This is a genomic window from Neoroseomonas eburnea (assembly GCF_018129005.1).
Lineage (GTDB): Bacteria > Pseudomonadota > Alphaproteobacteria > Acetobacterales > Acetobacteraceae > Neoroseomonas > Neoroseomonas eburnea.
Window position 1 is genome coordinate 18,216 of the sequence record NZ_JAAEDL010000034.1, and the last position, 15,332, is coordinate 33,547.

The 15,332-nt window shown below is 71.2% G+C and carries 15 protein-coding genes; 8 read left to right on the top strand and 7 right to left on the bottom strand.

Annotated features, from left to right (window positions below):
- Positions 1-5: 5 nt before the first annotated feature.
- From GXW74_RS23795 to GXW74_RS23815, 5 genes are all read right to left on the bottom strand, one after another.
- The gene (locus tag GXW74_RS23795) at positions 6-1,571 is read right to left on the bottom strand and encodes an ArnT family glycosyltransferase (protein ID WP_211849089.1); all 1,566 of its coding nucleotides are present in this window, start codon (positions 1,569-1,571) and stop codon (positions 6-8) included.
- 136 nt (positions 1,572-1,707) lie between these two features.
- Positions 1,708-3,105 (bottom strand): amidase, encoded by a 1,398-nt coding sequence (locus tag GXW74_RS23800; protein ID WP_211849090.1) that lies wholly within the window; start codon positions 3,103-3,105, stop codon positions 1,708-1,710.
- Positions 3,102-3,290, bottom strand: coding sequence for a hypothetical protein (locus tag GXW74_RS23805; RefSeq protein WP_211849091.1), 189 nt, complete (start codon positions 3,288-3,290; stop codon positions 3,102-3,104). Before GXW74_RS23805 ends, GXW74_RS23800 begins: the two co-directional genes overlap by 4 nt.
- A 95-nt stretch (positions 3,291-3,385) precedes the next feature.
- The gene (locus tag GXW74_RS23810) at positions 3,386-3,787 is read right to left on the bottom strand and encodes a globin family protein (protein ID WP_211849092.1); all 402 of its coding nucleotides are present in this window, start codon (positions 3,785-3,787) and stop codon (positions 3,386-3,388) included.
- Between the two features lie 468 nt (positions 3,788-4,255).
- Positions 4,256-4,663: a globin family protein gene (locus GXW74_RS23815; protein WP_211849093.1), complete on the bottom strand. Its 408-nt coding sequence runs from the start codon at positions 4,661-4,663 to the stop codon at positions 4,256-4,258.
- 139 nt (positions 4,664-4,802) lie between these two features.
- Here GXW74_RS23815 and GXW74_RS23820 point away from each other — a divergent pair, with 139 nt between their 5' ends.
- Together GXW74_RS23820 and GXW74_RS23825 are read left to right on the top strand one after the other, a co-directional pair.
- Positions 4,803-6,002, top strand: coding sequence for a CaiB/BaiF CoA transferase family protein (locus GXW74_RS23820; protein ID WP_246523994.1), 1,200 nt, complete (start codon positions 4,803-4,805; stop codon positions 6,000-6,002).
- Positions 6,003-6,033: 31 nt separating this feature from the next.
- Positions 6,034-6,561: a biotin transporter BioY gene (locus tag GXW74_RS23825; protein ID WP_211849095.1), complete on the top strand. Its 528-nt coding sequence runs from the start codon at positions 6,034-6,036 to the stop codon at positions 6,559-6,561.
- A gap of 563 nt (positions 6,562-7,124) precedes the next feature.
- Here GXW74_RS23825 and GXW74_RS23830 read toward each other — a convergent pair.
- Positions 7,125-7,979: a branched-chain amino acid aminotransferase gene (locus GXW74_RS23830; protein ID WP_211849096.1), complete on the bottom strand. Its 855-nt coding sequence runs from the start codon at positions 7,977-7,979 to the stop codon at positions 7,125-7,127.
- A 78-nt stretch (positions 7,980-8,057) separates the two neighbouring features.
- Between GXW74_RS23830 and GXW74_RS23835 the strand changes: the two genes are divergently transcribed.
- The 3 genes from GXW74_RS23835 (at position 8,058) to GXW74_RS23845 (ending at position 11,065) form a co-directional block, all read left to right on the top strand.
- Positions 8,058-9,287, top strand: a complete 1,230-nt coding sequence (locus GXW74_RS23835) for a phenylacetate--CoA ligase family protein (protein ID WP_211849097.1) — start codon at positions 8,058-8,060, stop codon at positions 9,285-9,287.
- Between the two features lie 312 nt (positions 9,288-9,599).
- Positions 9,600-9,884, top strand: a complete 285-nt coding sequence (locus GXW74_RS23840; protein WP_211849098.1) for a UxaA family hydrolase — start codon at positions 9,600-9,602, stop codon at positions 9,882-9,884.
- 5 nt (positions 9,885-9,889) lie between these two features.
- The gene (locus GXW74_RS23845; protein ID WP_246524010.1) at positions 9,890-11,065 is read left to right on the top strand and encodes a UxaA family hydrolase; all 1,176 of its coding nucleotides are present in this window, start codon (positions 9,890-9,892) and stop codon (positions 11,063-11,065) included.
- 230 nt (positions 11,066-11,295) lie between these two features.
- Here the strand turns inward: GXW74_RS23845 and GXW74_RS23850 are convergent, their stop codons facing one another.
- Positions 11,296-12,471, bottom strand: a complete 1,176-nt coding sequence (locus tag GXW74_RS23850) for a M20 aminoacylase family protein (RefSeq protein WP_211849099.1) — start codon at positions 12,469-12,471, stop codon at positions 11,296-11,298.
- 101 nt (positions 12,472-12,572) lie between these two features.
- On the opposite strand from GXW74_RS23850, the gene GXW74_RS23855 reads away from it, so the two are divergent.
- The 3 genes from GXW74_RS23855 to GXW74_RS28695 are packed head-to-tail and all read left to right on the top strand — an operon-like array spanning position 12,573 to position 15,279.
- Complete coding sequence (locus tag GXW74_RS23855) at positions 12,573-13,547, top strand: Bug family tripartite tricarboxylate transporter substrate binding protein (protein WP_211849100.1); 975 nt, start codon at positions 12,573-12,575, stop codon at positions 13,545-13,547.
- Positions 13,547-14,548 (top strand): Ldh family oxidoreductase, encoded by a 1,002-nt coding sequence (locus GXW74_RS23860; protein WP_211849101.1) that lies wholly within the window; start codon positions 13,547-13,549, stop codon positions 14,546-14,548. The genes GXW74_RS23855 and GXW74_RS23860 overlap by 1 nt, the downstream gene beginning before the upstream one ends.
- Positions 14,545-15,279: a TrmH family RNA methyltransferase gene (locus GXW74_RS28695; RefSeq protein WP_211849102.1), complete on the top strand. Its 735-nt coding sequence runs from the start codon at positions 14,545-14,547 to the stop codon at positions 15,277-15,279. Before GXW74_RS23860 ends, GXW74_RS28695 begins: the two co-directional genes overlap by 4 nt.
- The last annotated feature ends 53 nt before the right edge of the window (positions 15,280-15,332 follow it).

Consider the following 15,332-nt stretch of genomic DNA (forward strand, 5'->3'; position numbering starts at 1 on the left):
CTTCATCACCGCAGCCGCCAGACCTCCACCGGTCCGCGTTCCTCCCACACCACGGTGGCCAGGTCGTAGTTCTCCGCCAGTGCTTCCTCGATCATGGCGGCGACGCGGGGCCGGATGTTCGGCCACCAGCCGCGGTCGATCACCAGGGCCTGCGGCGTGGAGGCAAGGATGCGCGCCACTTCCTCGTAGGGATCGATGCCGGTGACGCGCCAATAGGGCCCGACGAGCTGCGCCGGGAAGGCGTAGCGCGTGGCGAGCCCGGCATTGGCCAGCACGTAGAGCGTCGGGTGGTAGTTCACCACCCAGATCCGGTCGCCCGGGTCGATCACCTGCCGGATGGCGGCGGCGACTTCCCGCACCGGGTCGGGCCCGGTCAGCCCGATCGCGCCGTAGAGCCGCGGCACGGTGGAGGAGCGCCAGGCATCGAGCGACACGCCGCCGACGAGCAGGGCGAAGGCCGCGACCACCAGCCCGGGCCGCGCCGCGCGTGCGAGCCGCCGCGCGCCGAGCGCCGCGAGCAGGCTCAGCGGCGGCAGCCACAGCAGGAAGTAGTGCTGGTAGTACATGCCCGGCATGATCACTGCCGCCGTCGCCGCGGCGAACCAGGCGAGGCAGACCCAGCGCAGCAGCGCGACCGGCCCGCGGCGGGTGCGCGGACGCACCACCGCCGGGATGACCAGCGCAAAGGCCCAGAGCAGGATCATCACCGCGATCAGCGTGTAGCGCCCGGCATCCAGCAGCGACACCCGCGCGCCGGCGTAGCGCAGCGGTGCGATGAAGGCGCCGTTGATGAAGTCGTCAAGGTCGCCCTTGAGGAAATAGGCGAAGCCGAAGAGCAGCGTCGGCGTGGCGCACAGCACCGCGTAGGACACGGCGTAGGCAAGCACGCGCGTCCACGAGATGACCCGCCGCAGCACCGCCGGGCCGACCAGCAGCAGCCAGGCGAGGCTGCCCTCGAAGACCGCGACCGGCTTGATGGCGAGCGCGAAGCCGATCATCAGCCCCATCGCGACGATCTTGGTGAAGGGCGGCGGCTCGTCATGTTCGAGCGCGCGGCGCGCGGCGCGCAGGCCGAGCGCCATGGACCAGGCGGTCAGCGGCGTGAAGAGGATCTCGGTGTTGGTCGCGAGGCCGCCGATCAGCGTCGAATGCGCGAGGTAGAGCAGCCCTGCCGCCAGCCCCAGCGCCGGCGGCGCGGTGGCGAAGCGCACGATGGCGTAGAGCGCCCAGGCGGTGAGCCAGGTGCCGATGACGCCGAGCAGGCGCGGCACCCAGATCGCGTCCCCGAGCAGCGCCATGATGGCGGCGAAGAGCGCCGGCGCGCCGACCGGGTGCATGTCCCACACCTCGGCGAGCGGCCAGTTGCCGCGCAGCCATTCGCGTGCCTGCAGCATGTAGAGCCCCTCATCGGTGTCGATCACCGCGGGGGCGAAGGAGAAGGCACGCAGCAGGATGGCGGCGAGCAGCAGGAAGAGCGGCACCGCCGCGTTGCCCAGCGCGCGCCGCAGCCGGGAGTGGGCGATGGCGCGGCGGGGCGAGGTCGTCGCGAGGATGGTGCCGTCGGGGCTCATGAAGCGGGGTCTTCCGGGGCGGTCGCGGCACGCGGTCCTGGCACGCCATGGACACGCGCCCCTGGCGCGCGATGGGCAGGCGACCGACGCGCGCCAGGGGCGCGACGGGCCGGCACGGGCCGACGGGCGCGCCCGGTCACAGCGCGGGGCGCCGCTCGCGCCAGGGGGCGGCGCGCTCGTAGGCCGCGGCGGCGCGGTAGATGGTGGCCTCGTCGAAGTAGCGGCCGACGAGCTGCAGCGAGAGCGGCAGGCCCTCCGCCGCCGAGATGCCGCACATCAGCGTCAGCGCCGGATGGCCGGTGACGTTGAAGGGCGTGCGCGCCTGGCGGGGGTAGGTGATCTCCACCGCCGCCGGATCGTCGATGCGGCTCGCCGGGTCCATGCTGGAGGCGGTCAGCAGCAGGTCCGCGCCGGCGAAGGCGGCCTCGACCGCGGCGACCAGTTCCCGGCGGCGGCGCTGCGCCTGCACGTAGTCCTCGGCGCGGGTGAACAGGCCGGGCAGAAGCCGCTTGCGGGTGAGGTCGGAATAGCCCTCGGGCCGTTCGCGCAGCCAGCGCCCATGGATGGCGGCGGCCTCGGAGAGCAGGATGGCGCGGTTGACGCCGGCGAAATCGGTCAGGGCGGGCAGGGTGACCGTCTTCACCCTGGCCCCTTCCTTCGCCAGCAGCTTCGCCGCGGCATCGAGGGCGGCGGCGATCTCCGCCGTCGCCGGCTGGTCGGTTTCGTGGAAGTGGCGGACGTAGCCGATGGTCAGGCCCTTGAGCCCCTTGCGCAGGTGCCGCGCATGGTTCGCGGCGCGCCGCGCGGCGCTGCCGGGGTCTTCCGCATCGTGCCCGGCGATGGCGTTGAGCAGCATCGCGTTGGAGGCGACGTCCCTCGTCATCGGTCCGACATGGTCGAGCGTGTAGGCGAGCGGAAAGACGCCGCGGCGGGAAACCAGGCCGTAGGTCGGCTTCATGCCGACGATGCCGCAATGGCTGGCCGGATGGCGCACCGAACCGCCGGTGTCGGTGCCGAGCGCCGCCGGCAGGATGCCGGCCCCGACCGCCGAGCCGGAGCCTGAGGAGGAGCCGCCGGGATGGTGCGCCGTGTTCCACGGGTTGCGGGCGGGCGGGAAGGGCAGGTCGAAGGCCGGGCCGCCGATGGCGAATTCATGCGTGGCGAGCTTGGCCGGGAACACCGCGCCGGCGGCGCGCAGCCGCGCCACCACCGCCGCGTCCTGCTGCTTCACATTGTCGAGCAGCAGACGCGAATGGCAGGTCGTCGGGTGGCCGTCGAGATCGATGATGTCCTTCAGCCCGACCGGCAGGCCATCGAGCGGGGAGCGCGGGCCCGAACGCGCGATGCGGCGCTCGGCCTTCCTCGCCTCGGCGCGGGCGTCGTCCCACAGCGGCAGGATGGTGGTGTTGAGGCGCGGCTCCAGCGCCTCGAAGCGCGCGCGCAGGGCGTCGAGGTACTCGACCGGGGAGAGCCGGCGGCGCGCCACCGCGGAGGAGGCCTCCGCGAGGGTCATCTCGTGCGGCGCAATGCTCATGTGCCGGCGGCCCCGGGGGCCGGGACGGCGTAGGCGGGCATCGGTTCGGCGCGCTCGTCGGCGGGACGGGGGAAGGAGGCGGCGAGGCTGCGCGCATGGGCGATCGCCGCGGCGATCTCGGCCGAACGGCCCTGCCAGGGCCCCCCGAGCCCGGCGGCGCGGGCCAGTGCGTCTTCCTCGGTCATGCGGCGATGATCCCCTTCCCCGGTCGCGGGCAAACTGCCGCAAAAGGACAGGGGGAGGAAGTTCGCGCCGCGCCGTGGCGAGGCTGAGGCAATCGTCAGGCGGAGGAGGGATGCGGGCGCAGGGCCGCGACGATCGCCGGCCCCGCGGCGCGCCAAGCGGCTTCATGCCTGGGCGTCCAGTCCCGGCCGAGAACGGTATGGAGCGTCCACAGCAGGGCGGCGACGACCTGGTCCGTGCCGGCGCCGAGAAACGGATCGCGCAGGGCGAGGGGGCCGGGCAGCGTGCCGGGGCGCTCGCGGGCGATCTCGCCCACGGCCCAGTCGATCCCTGCCATCAGGTCCCGCCGGCAGGCCGGCATCAATTCGACGGAGACATGGGCATGCGTGGTGGGCGCGATCTCGAACAAGCGATCATAGAACAGACCGGCTGCGTGGTCCGAGTGCGAGCCGATGCGCTTCCAGGCATAGGTAACGAGCCGCGCATCTTCCGGTGCCAATCCTGGTTTTCCTCCAACGTCTTCACGTCTTGTTGGCCCCAGATAGCGGCATGCTTGGGTCGGCGCACGTGATTTCTGTGGCGTCTCGACGAGGCGAGGTGCCGCCCGGGGTGCGCCGAAGCGGCCGCCGCCCGCTCGGCCTCGTTCGGCCCGTCCACACCTGGGCATTCATTCGCCTGGCAGCGACCGCTCCGCCGGATCGCCAAGGCTTCGACCCTTCGCGACCTGGCGTGGCGCCCGGGGTTGGCGGGGCGACCGCGCGCGAGACCAAAGCCGATACCCGCTCCGCGAGGATCGATGCCTGGTGGAGCGGCTATCGTACCAGCGGCACGAGTTCTTGGCTCGTGCCGAGGCCGCGAATGCGGCCCGCCGGTGGTCCGGCGAAGCCAAGCAAACCGGAGGTTTGCGCCCGGCGTCTGAGGGCACGAAAGGGCGGCTACCAGCGGTCGCGAATAGCGGCCGTTGGTATCAGGCGGCGGCGCGGCGCATGACGCCGGACAGCAGGTCGTAGGCCGCGGTCCAGGCCTGCTGCGCCTCGGCCGTCCAGGACGGCCCGAGGCCCTTTTCCAATGTCCAGAGCAGCGCGGCGCCGACGCTGTCGTACTGCGGCGCGGTCACGCCGTAGCCGACATGCCGGCGCGCCAGGGCCTCGGCGGCAGGGATGATCTCCTCAGGCCGCTTCAGCCCGTTCACCACCGCGTTGAGCATCACGATCAGCTTCCGCTTCTGCTCCGGCAGGGTCTCCGCGGTGAACAGCGGGCGGGTACTCGGGTCGATCTCGAACAGCCTGTCGTAGAACAGGTTCGCGGCGGTGTCGGCGATCGGCACCACCTGCTTCCAGGTGTCCTGCACGATCCGGGTCTGGTCGGGCGACATGGCTGCTCCTTCGCGGTGTCGTGAGGCGAGCCTAGCCACGCCTGAACGCAGATGCAGCAAAGTTCGTTGCGGTCACGACGCAACGTGGATGGGACGCCGCCGATTTTCCGCCGGCGCGTTCCGGCGTATGGGTCGGGCCATGACGCAGATTCCCAACCTGCCCCTCGCCGGGCTCAAGATCGTCGAACTCGGCCACTACATCGCCGCGCCTTTCGCGACGCGGCTGCTCGCCGACCTTGGCGCCGAGGTGGTGAAGGTGGAACCCCCCGGCGGGGACCCGGTGCGCGGCTGGGGGTCGAGCGTCAACGGCAACGCCGTCTGGTTCAGCGTGCACGGGCGCAACAAGCTGTCGGTGACGCTCGATCTCAAGAAGGCCGAGGACCGTGGGAAGCTGGTGGCGCTGCTGAAGCGCGCCGACGCGCTGGTGGAGAATTTCCGCGCCGGCTACCTGGAGCGCATCGGCCTCGGGCCGGACGTGCTTCACCAGGCCAATCCGCGCCTCGTGATCGGGCGCATCTCCGGCTATGGGCAGGACGGTCCGTATCGCGACAAGCCCGCCTTCGGCGCGATCGGGGAGGCGATGGGCGGGTTGCGTCACCTCACCGCCAATCCCGGCCAGACCGACTACCCGCCGCCGCGCTGCGGCGTGTCCATCAGCGACGACCTCGCCGGGATGTACTGCGCGATGGCGGTGGTCGCGGCCTGCTGGCAGGTGAAGGGCGACCCGGCGGCGAAGGGGCGCGTGGTGGATGTGGACCTCGTCAGCAGCGTGTTCTCGCTGATGGAGGGCATGCTGCCGGAATACGGCCTGTTCGGCTGGGTACGACAGCCACAGGGCGCGGCGATCAAGACGGCGGCGCCCACCAACACCTATCCCTGCGCGGACGGGAAGTGGCTGTGCATCGCGGGGAATTCCGACCTGATCTTCAAGCGGCTGATGGCGGCGATCGGCCGGCCGGAGATGGCCGCGGACCCGCGCTTCGCCAGCAATGCGGGGCGCTGCGCGAATGTCGGCGAACTCGACGCCGCGATCGCCGAGTGGACGCGCACCCAGGACGCCGCGACGGCCGAAGCCGTGCTCGAAGCGGCCGAAGTGCCGTGTTCGCGCCTGTTCGACATGGCCGATTGCGCCAATGACCCGCATTTCCGGGAGCGCGGCTGGGTGATGGAAGTTTCCGATCCGCAACTCGGTCAGGTGCTGCATCCGGCGGCACCCTTCCGCTTCGACGGCGTGTTGCCGCAGCAGATGGTGCGCTGGCCGGGCCCGCCGGCGGGCGCGCACAACGAGATGGTATTCGCGGCAGTGGCGCGCGGCGAGACGCGCCCGCTGTCTCCCTGACCCGAGCGAAGACCCTAACGAAGGATCCAACATGACGGTGAAGATGACGGCCGCCTCGCGCGGCATGGTGGCTGCGCGTTTCTGGGGCATGGCGTTGCTCGGCTCCGCGGTGCTCGCGGCCTCGGCGCAGGTCAGCCTGCCGATGTGGCCGGTGCCGGCGACGCTGCAGACGCTGGCGGTGCTGCTGCTCGGCGCGCTGGGAGGGTCGCGGCTGGGGGCGGCGAGCGTGGCGCTCTACCTCGCGGAGGGGGCGATGGGGCTGCCGGTCTTTGCCGGAGGCGCGAGCGGGATCGCCGTGTTGGCGGGGCCGACGGCGGGCTACCTGCTGGGCTTCCTGCCGGCCGCCTGGATCGCGGGCCTTGCCGGGCGCGGCTGGCTGCGCCAGGCGCTGGTGCTTGGCGCGGCGCATATGGTGCTGTTCGTGCCGGGCATTGCCTGGCTGGCCGGCTTCGTCGGCTGGGAACGCGCGATGGTGGCGGGCTTCCTGGTCTTCGTGCCGGGCACCGTGGTGAAGACCGCCCTGGCCTTCACCGCATTGCGGGCGGCGCGGCGGGATTGAGCGCGGTGCCGGGTTCAGTCGCCGGCCTGCGCCTTCCGCGCGGGTCGGCGGCGGCGCGGTGGCTCCATGCGCCGGAAGGCTTCCGGCCGGCCAGTGGCCGTGTTCCCCTGGTGGCGGTGCGCGAGGGGGCGCTGTCCGATGTGCGCGAATACGGGGTGCAGATAGACCGGAGAAGGGCTTTGCCCCTCTCCGCGCCTCTCCCCAGCAAAGGCCGAAAGGCCTTTGCAAACCGATACCTGGCGCCTTGCCCCGCTGTCGGTGTCGGCGCCGGGACCTGGCGATGGGCACCGGTCGCGCTTAGGGCGTGCAGTGCCCCTGTGGCGCCCGGCACCCGGTCACGGTTTCCAAAGGCCTTTCGGCCTTTGGCGGGGTGAGGCTTGGAGAGGGGCAGAGCCCCTCTCCAATTCCGGTTCGCGCGGCATGTTCGCGCGTACGGGCCGTGTCCGCTCGACCCGTTAGAGCAGATCCCGATCAGGTGGAATCGCCTGATCGGGCAAAGATGCTCGCGAAAACAAAAGGCTGGAGCGGTTGCCGTGAGCCAAGGCGAACGGAAACCGCTCTAGTCAACCGACCTTCGGCTGCGCTTCCATCCAGCGCCAGTAGAGTTCCCGCGCCTGGGTCGCGAAGCGCCCGATCTGCATGTCGCGGCCGTTGTAGCGCGTGCAGGGCTGCACCTTGGCGTAGTTGCCGGTCGAGAAGATCTCGTCCGCCGTGTCGAGTTCCTCCGGCTTCACCGTGCGTTGCTCGACCGTCACGCCGGCTTCCTTGAACAGGGCGATGACGCGCTGGCGCGTGATGCCGTTGAGGAAGGTGTGGTTCGACGCCGGGGTGACCACCTTGCCGTCCTTGGCGAACCAGATGTTGGCCGAGGCGAATTCGGCGACATGGCCCATCGCGTCGCACATCACCGCATTGTCCGCGCCCTGCGCCGCCGCGAAGGCCGAGGCCCGCGCGCCGTTCGGGTAGAGGCAGGCGGCCTTGGCGTCGGTCGGCGCCATGTCCGGCATCGGGCGCCGGAAGGGCGCCATCACCGCCGAGAAGCCCGCCCAGTTCGGCAGCGGGCTGTCATAGATGGCGAGGATGAAATCCGTGCTGTCCGGATCCGGCCGCGCCGCGCCGAGGCCCTTTCGGATGAAGAACATCGGCCGGACGTAGAGTTCGGCCTCGGGGCCCATGCGGCGGATGCCCTCGCGGCAGAGCGCCTCGATCTCCTCGGCCGTCTTGGTCGGCTTCATCAGCATGGCGCGCGCCGAGGCGACGCAGCGGGCCGCGTGCTTGTCGAGGTCCGGTGCCCAGCCCTTGATGGCCCGCGCCCCGTCGAAGATCACCGAACCGAGCCAGAAGGCGTGGTCCATCGGGCCGAGAACCTTCGGCTCCTCGGTGGACCATGTGCCATCGTACCAGAACACGCCGGCCATCTTTTCCTCCAGGCGACAGGGGCGGAGGATGTGCCACGAAGGCGGCGCGCGGAGAAGGGCCTGCCAGGAGGGATCGTCATGGGAGAATATTTTGATCCGCGCGAGACGCGCAGCGCCGATGCGCGGAGCGCCGAGCTTGCCGCCCGGCTGCCGGCGGTGGTCGCCGCCGCGGGCCGGGCGCCGGCGGGGGCGGCGCGGCTGGCGGGGATCGACCCGGCGCTGGTGACGGACCGCGCGGCGCTGGGGCGCATTCCCGTGCTGCGCAAGTCGGACCTGCCGGCGGCGCAGAAGGCCGACCCGCCCTTCGGCGGGCATGTCGCGCTGCCTCCGGGGTCCTTCGCGCGGCTCTTCACCTCACCCGGACCAATCTTCGAGGGCGAGGCCCGGGTGCAGGACCCCTGGCACATGGCGCGCGCCTTCTTCGCGGCGGGCTTCCGCGCCGGGGACATCGCGCTGAACACCTTCTCCTATCACCTGACCCCCGGCGGCTGGATGATGGATCTCGGGCTGCAGGCGCTGGGCTGCGCGGTGATCCCGGCCGGCCCCGGCAATTCCGAGGCGCAGATCGAGTTGATCGGCGCCTTCCGACCGGTGGGCTATGTCGGCACGCCGGACTTCCTGAAGATCCTGCTCGACGGCGCGGCCGCGTCGGGGCGGGATGCGTCCTCGATCCGGCGCGCGCTGGTCTCGGGCGCGGCCTTCCCCCCGTCACTCCAGGCCGAGGTGAGGTCGCGCGGCATCGACGCCTTCCAGATGTACGGCACCGCCGATCTCGGCTGCGTCGCCTATGAAACGGCGGCGCGCGATGGCCTGGTGGTGGCGGAGGAAGTGATCGTCGAGATCGTCCGCCCCGGCACCGGCGACACGGTCCCCGATGGCGAGATCGGCGAGGTCGTCGTCACCGTGCTGGATGAGGAGCATCCGCTGCTTCGCCTCGCGCTCGGTGACCTGTCCGCCGTGCTGCCGGGGGCCTCGCCCTGCGGGCGGACCAACACCCGCATCGTCGGCTGGCGTGGGCGCGCGGATCAGACGGCGAAGGTGAAGGGCATGTTCGTGCGGCCGGAGCAGGTCGCGGAGATCGCCAGGCGCCACCCCGGCGTCGGACGGCTGCGGCTGGTGGTGACACGGCAGGGGGAACAGGACGCGATGACGCTGCGCGTGGAAGGCGCATCGGCGGAAGGCCTCGCCGATGCCCTGGCCGCGTCCCTGCAGGCGGTGACACGGCTGCGCGGGGAGGTGGAGGTGGTGGCGCCGGGCAGCCTGCCGAACGACGGGAAGGTCATTGCGGACGAGCGGCCGGTGGGGTGAGGCGCCGTTGCGGGGCACCGCCCCCGCACCGCCGCCCGGGTGGCCGGGCCACCCCGGACCCCGCCTGAAAGCGGGAAGGCGCGACATGCTGGCACGCCGGGCACCCTTGCCCGGGTCAGAGTCGATCGAGCCTTGGATGGCTTCGGGATCGCCTGTCGATCGGCACAGGCGTCAACATGGATGATCGGGTCCAGCGGCTTCGTTCCGACGCGAAGTTCGCGGATGGCGCGGCAGTGCCGTCCCGGGCGCCGCGTTGACCACCCTTCGTCCGCGCCCTAGCGTCGCCCGAAGTGCAAGAGGGGAGGGCGCGCAATGACCGTGCATTTCTGCGTCCATGACGAAGGCGATTCCGTCGGCGTCGTGGTCGTCGAGGGGATCAGATCCGGCCAGACGCTAAACGGCTGGATCATGGACCAGGACCGGATGATCGAATTCCCGGCCAGGTCCGACATCCCGATCGGCCACAAGGTCGCGATCAAGGCGATCGCCAAGGGCGACACCATCATCAAGTACGGCGTGGATATCGGGAAGGCCGTGGCCGACATCGGCGCGGGCGAGCATCTGCACGTGCACAACGTCAAGACGAAGCGGTGGTGAGCGCGATGGGCATCAATCTCAAGAACGCCACCTTCGAAGGCTGGCGCCGCGACAATGGCCGCATGGGCGTGCGCAACCACGTCATCATCCTGCCGGTGGACGACATCTCCAATGCCGCGGCGGAAGGCGTGGCGCGCAACATCCAGGGCACGCTCGCCATCCCGCATGCCTATGGGCGGCTGCAGTTCGGCGCCGATCTCGACCTGCATTTCCGCACCATCATCGGCACCGGCTGCAACCCGAACGTCGCAGCGGTGGTGGTGATCGGCATCGAGCTCGGCTGGGCGTCCAAGGTCGCGGAAGGCATCGCCAAGACCGGCAAGCCCGTCGAGTACTTCGCCATCGAGCAGAACGGCGACATCAACACCATCGCCTCCGCCTCGCGCGCCGCCTATCGCATGGTGAAATACGCGACCGCGCTGAAGAAGACGCGCGCGCCGCTGGTCGATCTGTGGGTGTCCACGAAGTGCGGTGAATCCGACACCACCTCCGGCCTCGCCTCCTGCCCCACCGTCGGCAATTCCTTCGACAAGCTGTGGGAGAACGGCAACACGCTGGTCTTCGGCGAGACGACGGAACTGACCGGCGGCGAGCATCTGGTTGCCGCGCGCTGCCGCACGCCCGAGATCCGCGACCAGTTCATGAAGATGTTCGACCGCTACCAGGCGGTGGTCGAGGCCAACAAGACCTCCGACCTGTCCGAGAGCCAGCCCACCAAGGGCAATATCGAAGGTGGCCTGACCACCATCGAGGAGAAGGCGCTCGGCAACATCCAGAAGATCGGCAAGAAGTGCACGGTCGATGGCGTGCTCGACAAGGCCGAGGAGCCGACGCATCCCGGATTGTGGTTCATGGATTCGTCATCCGCGGCGGCGGAGATGGTGACGCTCTGCGCGGCCTCCGGCTTCGCGGTGCACACCTTCCCCACCGGCCAGGGGAACGTCATCGGCAACCCGATCCTGCCGGTGATCAAGCTGACGGCGAACCCGCGCACGCAGCGCACCATGTCCGAGCACATCGACGTCGACGTGACCGGCCTGCTGCAGAGGAAGATGAACATGGACGAGGCGGGCGAGGCGCTGCTCGACTGCATCATCCGCACCGCCGACGGCCAGCACACCGCGGCCGAGATCCTCGGGCACCGCGAATACAGCCTGACGCGGCTGTACGAGAGCGCGTGACGCTTCCCGGAGAGGGGCGTCGCCCCTCTCCGGACCTCACCCGACCAAAGGCAGAAAGGCCTTTGGAAACCGATACTTGGTGCCGGATCCGTCTGTCGTCCGGCCCGCGCAGCGCGATGTCCCGGTCTCGGTTCGGACAGCGGCGCCGGCGCCGGCGCCAAGTGGCGTCATTCCGACGGGCACCGCCCTTTGGCAGGGCGGCTCGGAGGGGCGGCGCCCCTCCAGCAGCCTCACCCCACCCGCGGCATCTTCCGTTCCACCAGCGTCGCCAGCATCCCCGCGCCGTAGGGGATCGCCGCGTCGTTGAAGTCGTAATGCGGGTTGTGCACGTCGCAGCCGCCCGCCTCGCCCACGCCGTTGCCGACATGGATGTAGGCACCGGGGCGCTCCAGCAGCATGTAGGCGAAGTCCTCGCTGCCCATCACCGGCGAACGGTTGCGCTCGACATGCGCCTCGCCCACCAGCGACGCGGCGGCATCGGCGATCGCGGTCGCTTCCTCCGGCGTATTGATGGTCGGCGCGGCGATCTCGCGGAAGGACACCTCGGCCGTCGCGCCGAAGCCGGCGGCGATGTTCTGCGCCACGGACCGCATGCGGTCCTCCACCAGGCGCATCGTCTCCACCCTGAAGGCGCGCACCGTGCCCTTCAGGGCCACGCGGTCGGGGATGACGTTGTAGGCGTCGCCGGCGGTGAAGCCGGTCACGCTCACCACCGCGGAATCGAGGGCGGCGACGTTGCGCGCCACCACCGTCTGCAACGCCGAGACGATCTGCGCCCCGGCGATCACCGGATCGATCGTCGATTCCGGCCGCGCGCCGTGCCCGCCGCGGCCCTGCACCACGATGTCGAAGAACACCGCGCCGGCCATCACCGGCCCGGGGCGGATGGCGAACTGCCCGACCGGCAGGCTTGGGCGGTTGTGCAGGCCGAACACCGCATCGCAGGGGAAGCGTTCGAACAGCCCGTCGGCCAGCATGGCCTGGGCGCCGCCGCGGCCCTCCTCGGCCGGCTGGAAGATGAAGTGGACGGTGCCGTCGAAATTCCTCGTCTCCGCCAGGTAGCGGGCGGCGGCGAGCAGGATGGTGGTGTGCCCGTCATGGCCGCAGCCATGCATCCTGCCCTCGATGGTGGAGCGGTGGTCGAAGGTGTTGGCCTCGGGCATGGGCAGCGCATCCATGTCCGCGCGCAGGCCGATGCGGCCCTGGCCGTTGCCGTTGCGCAGGACACCGACGACGCCCGTCCTGCCAACCCCACGATGCACCTCGATGCCCCAGGAGGCGAGCCGCTCGGCCACGAGGGCGCTGGTGCGCACCTCCTCGAAGCCGAGCTCGGGATGGGCGTGGAAGTCACGCCGCCAAGCGGTGAGTTCATCCTGCCAGTCGCGGATCCGGTCCACAGCGGTCACGCGTCACTCCGTCCATGTCGTGGGGAAGCGGACCCTATAGGGCGCGGCGCTCTCCTGGGCTACCGTTGCTCCAACAACACGACAACAGGAAGACCACGCCCATGATCGATCGCCGTTCCATCCTTGCAAGCATCCCGGCCGCCGCGATGTTGCCGGCTGCCGCGCGCGCGCAGGCGCCATTCCCCGACCGCACGGTCCGCTACATCGTGCCGTTTCCGCCTGGCGGCCTGACCGACATCATGGCGCGGCTGGTCGGCCAGAAGCTCAGCGAGATCTGGGGCAAGCCCGTCGTGATCGAGAACCGCGCCGGCGGCAATGCGCTGATCGGCGCCGATGCCGTGGCCAAGAGCGCGCCGGATGGCCACACGCTGCTCGCCATCACCATGACGCATACTGTGAACGCGACGCTCTTCCCCAACGCGCCGTTCAACTTCCGCCAGGACCTGACGACGGTCTCCGTGCTCGGCTCCCTGCCGCTCGTCGTGGTGGTGAATGCGGAGAAGAGCCCGGCGCGCACGCTCGCGGAGCTGATGGAGATGGCGAAGACGCGGCGGCTGAATGCCGGCTCCTCCGGCAACGGTTCTCCGCCGCATCTGGGGATCGAGCTGGTCCGCCATGCCGCGCGGGCGGGGGACAACGTCACCCATGTGCCCTATCGCGGCGGCGCGCCCTCCGTCACCGATCTCGCCGCGGGCAATCTCGACTTCATGGTGTCGAACCTGCCGGAATGCATCGCGCAGATCCAGGGTGGCCGGCTGCGCCCCCTTGCCATCACCTCCGCCGCGCGGCATCCGCTGCTGCCGGAGGTGCCGACGGTGAAGGAAGCAGGCCAGCCCACGCTCGAGATGGGCAACTGGACCGCGATGATGGTGCCGGCCGGGGTACCGGCGCCGATCCTCGCGAAGCTCGAGGCCGACACGCTCGCCGCGATCCGCGACGCCGATGTCGGTCGCCGGGCGCGCGATGGCGGCTTCACCGTGGAGGGATGGGATCGCACGCGCTCCCTTGCCTTCGTGGCGGATGAGACGGCGCGCTGGGCGCGGGTCATTCATGAAGCGGGGCTGCGCGCGGACTGATGCTGATACCGCTCGACCAAGCGGAGGCGCTGGCGCGCGCCGCCCTTCTTGCCGCCGGCGCGTCGCCGGACATGGCGGCCGCCACCGCCCGCGCGCTGGCGGCCGCCGAGGCGGCGGGCCAAGCCGGGCACGGCCTTTCCCGCGTGCCGCAATACGCCGCCTTCCTGAAGAATGGCCGCGCGGATGGCCGCGCCACGCCGCGCATCGTCAATGAGCGCGGCGGCGCGGTGCTGATCGATGCGCGCCACGGCTTGGCCTATCCCGCCCTGGCGATGGCGGAAGCCGAGGCAGCCTGGCGCGCGCGGGCGCATGGCGTCGCCTTCGCGGGTGTCACCAATTCGCACCATTCCGGCGCGATGGGGCTGCCGGTGGCGCGGCTCGCGCGCCAGGGACTGGTGGCGCTGGCCTTCACCAACTCGCCGGCGGCCATGCCGGTGCCGGGGGGGCGGCGGCCGCTGATGGGCACCGACCCGATCGCCGCCGCCTTCCCGCGCCGCGGCGCGCCGCCGCTCGTCATCGACATGGCGCTGTCGGAAGTCGCGCGCGGAAAGATCATGGTGGCGGCGAAGGAAGGGCGGCCGATCCCCGAAGGCTGGGCGCTCGACGCCGAAGGGCGGCCGACGACCGACGCGAAGGCCGCGCTCTCCGGCGCCATGCTGGCCATGGGCGGCACCAAGGGCGCGCTGCTGGCGATGGTGGTGGAACTGCTCTGCTGCGCCCTGACGGGCGCCGCCTTCGGCTTCGAGGCGGACAGCTTCTTCCGGGATGAGGGCAACCGCCCGCGCCTCGGCCAGGCGCTGCTGGTGGTGGACCCCGGTGCGCTCGCCGGCAGCGATGCCTTCGCCGCGCGGATCGAGGCCTTCGTCGCCGCCATGGCGGCGGAGGAGGGCGTGCGCCTGCCCGGCAGCCGGCGTGATGCGCTTGCCACCCGCGCCGCGGCGCAGGGTCTGGAGGTCCCGGACGCCTTGCATGCTCGCCTGCTGGCGCTCACGGCTACGTGAATCGCGCGCCCGACCTCGATCGGCATTGCGGCCCGGCGGCCGTCGCGGCGGTCTTCGCGCGTCGGCCACGGGACGTGATGCGCCTGTTCCACACCTCGGAGCGGCGGCGCGAAGCCGGGCCGCACTGCGCGGCGCTGGCGCGCCTGCGCAGGCCGTACCGCGAAGTGCCGTCGGCGGACCTCGCCCGCATCGCCGGCACGCAGCACCATGGCGGCATCGTCGCCCTGGCCCTGCCGCGGGCCGTGCCGGCACTCGACCCGCGTGAGCCGCCGTCGGCGCTGCGCGGGGCGCGCGTCACGCCGGTGCTGGATGGGATCGGCAACCCGCACAATCTTGGCGCCATTGCGCGTTCGGCCGCCTTCTTCGGCTGCCGGGCGATGGTGCTGTCCGGGGATCCGCGCCAGGCCGGGCTGTCGGATGCCGCCTTCCGGACCTCGGAGGGCGGGCTGGAGGCGCTCGAGATCTTCCGCGCCGGGGATCTCGCGGCGACGTTGCGGGCGCTGGCGCCGGGCATCCTGACCCTGGCCGCCGTGCCGCGTGGCGGCGTGCCGCCCGGGGCGGTGCCGCGGACCAGTCCGCTGGCGCTCGTGCTGGGCAACGAGGAGGCCGGCCTCACCCCCGCCACCGAGGCCGCCTGCGCGCTGCGGGTGACACTGCCCGCGGCCGGGCCGGTCGAGAGCCTGAACGTCTCGGTCGCCGCCGCGGTGCTGATCAACGCTCTCTCCGGCTGAATTTGACTTGCGGCCGACGGGGGGATGGGTCCAATCGCCCTGATGGACGACGG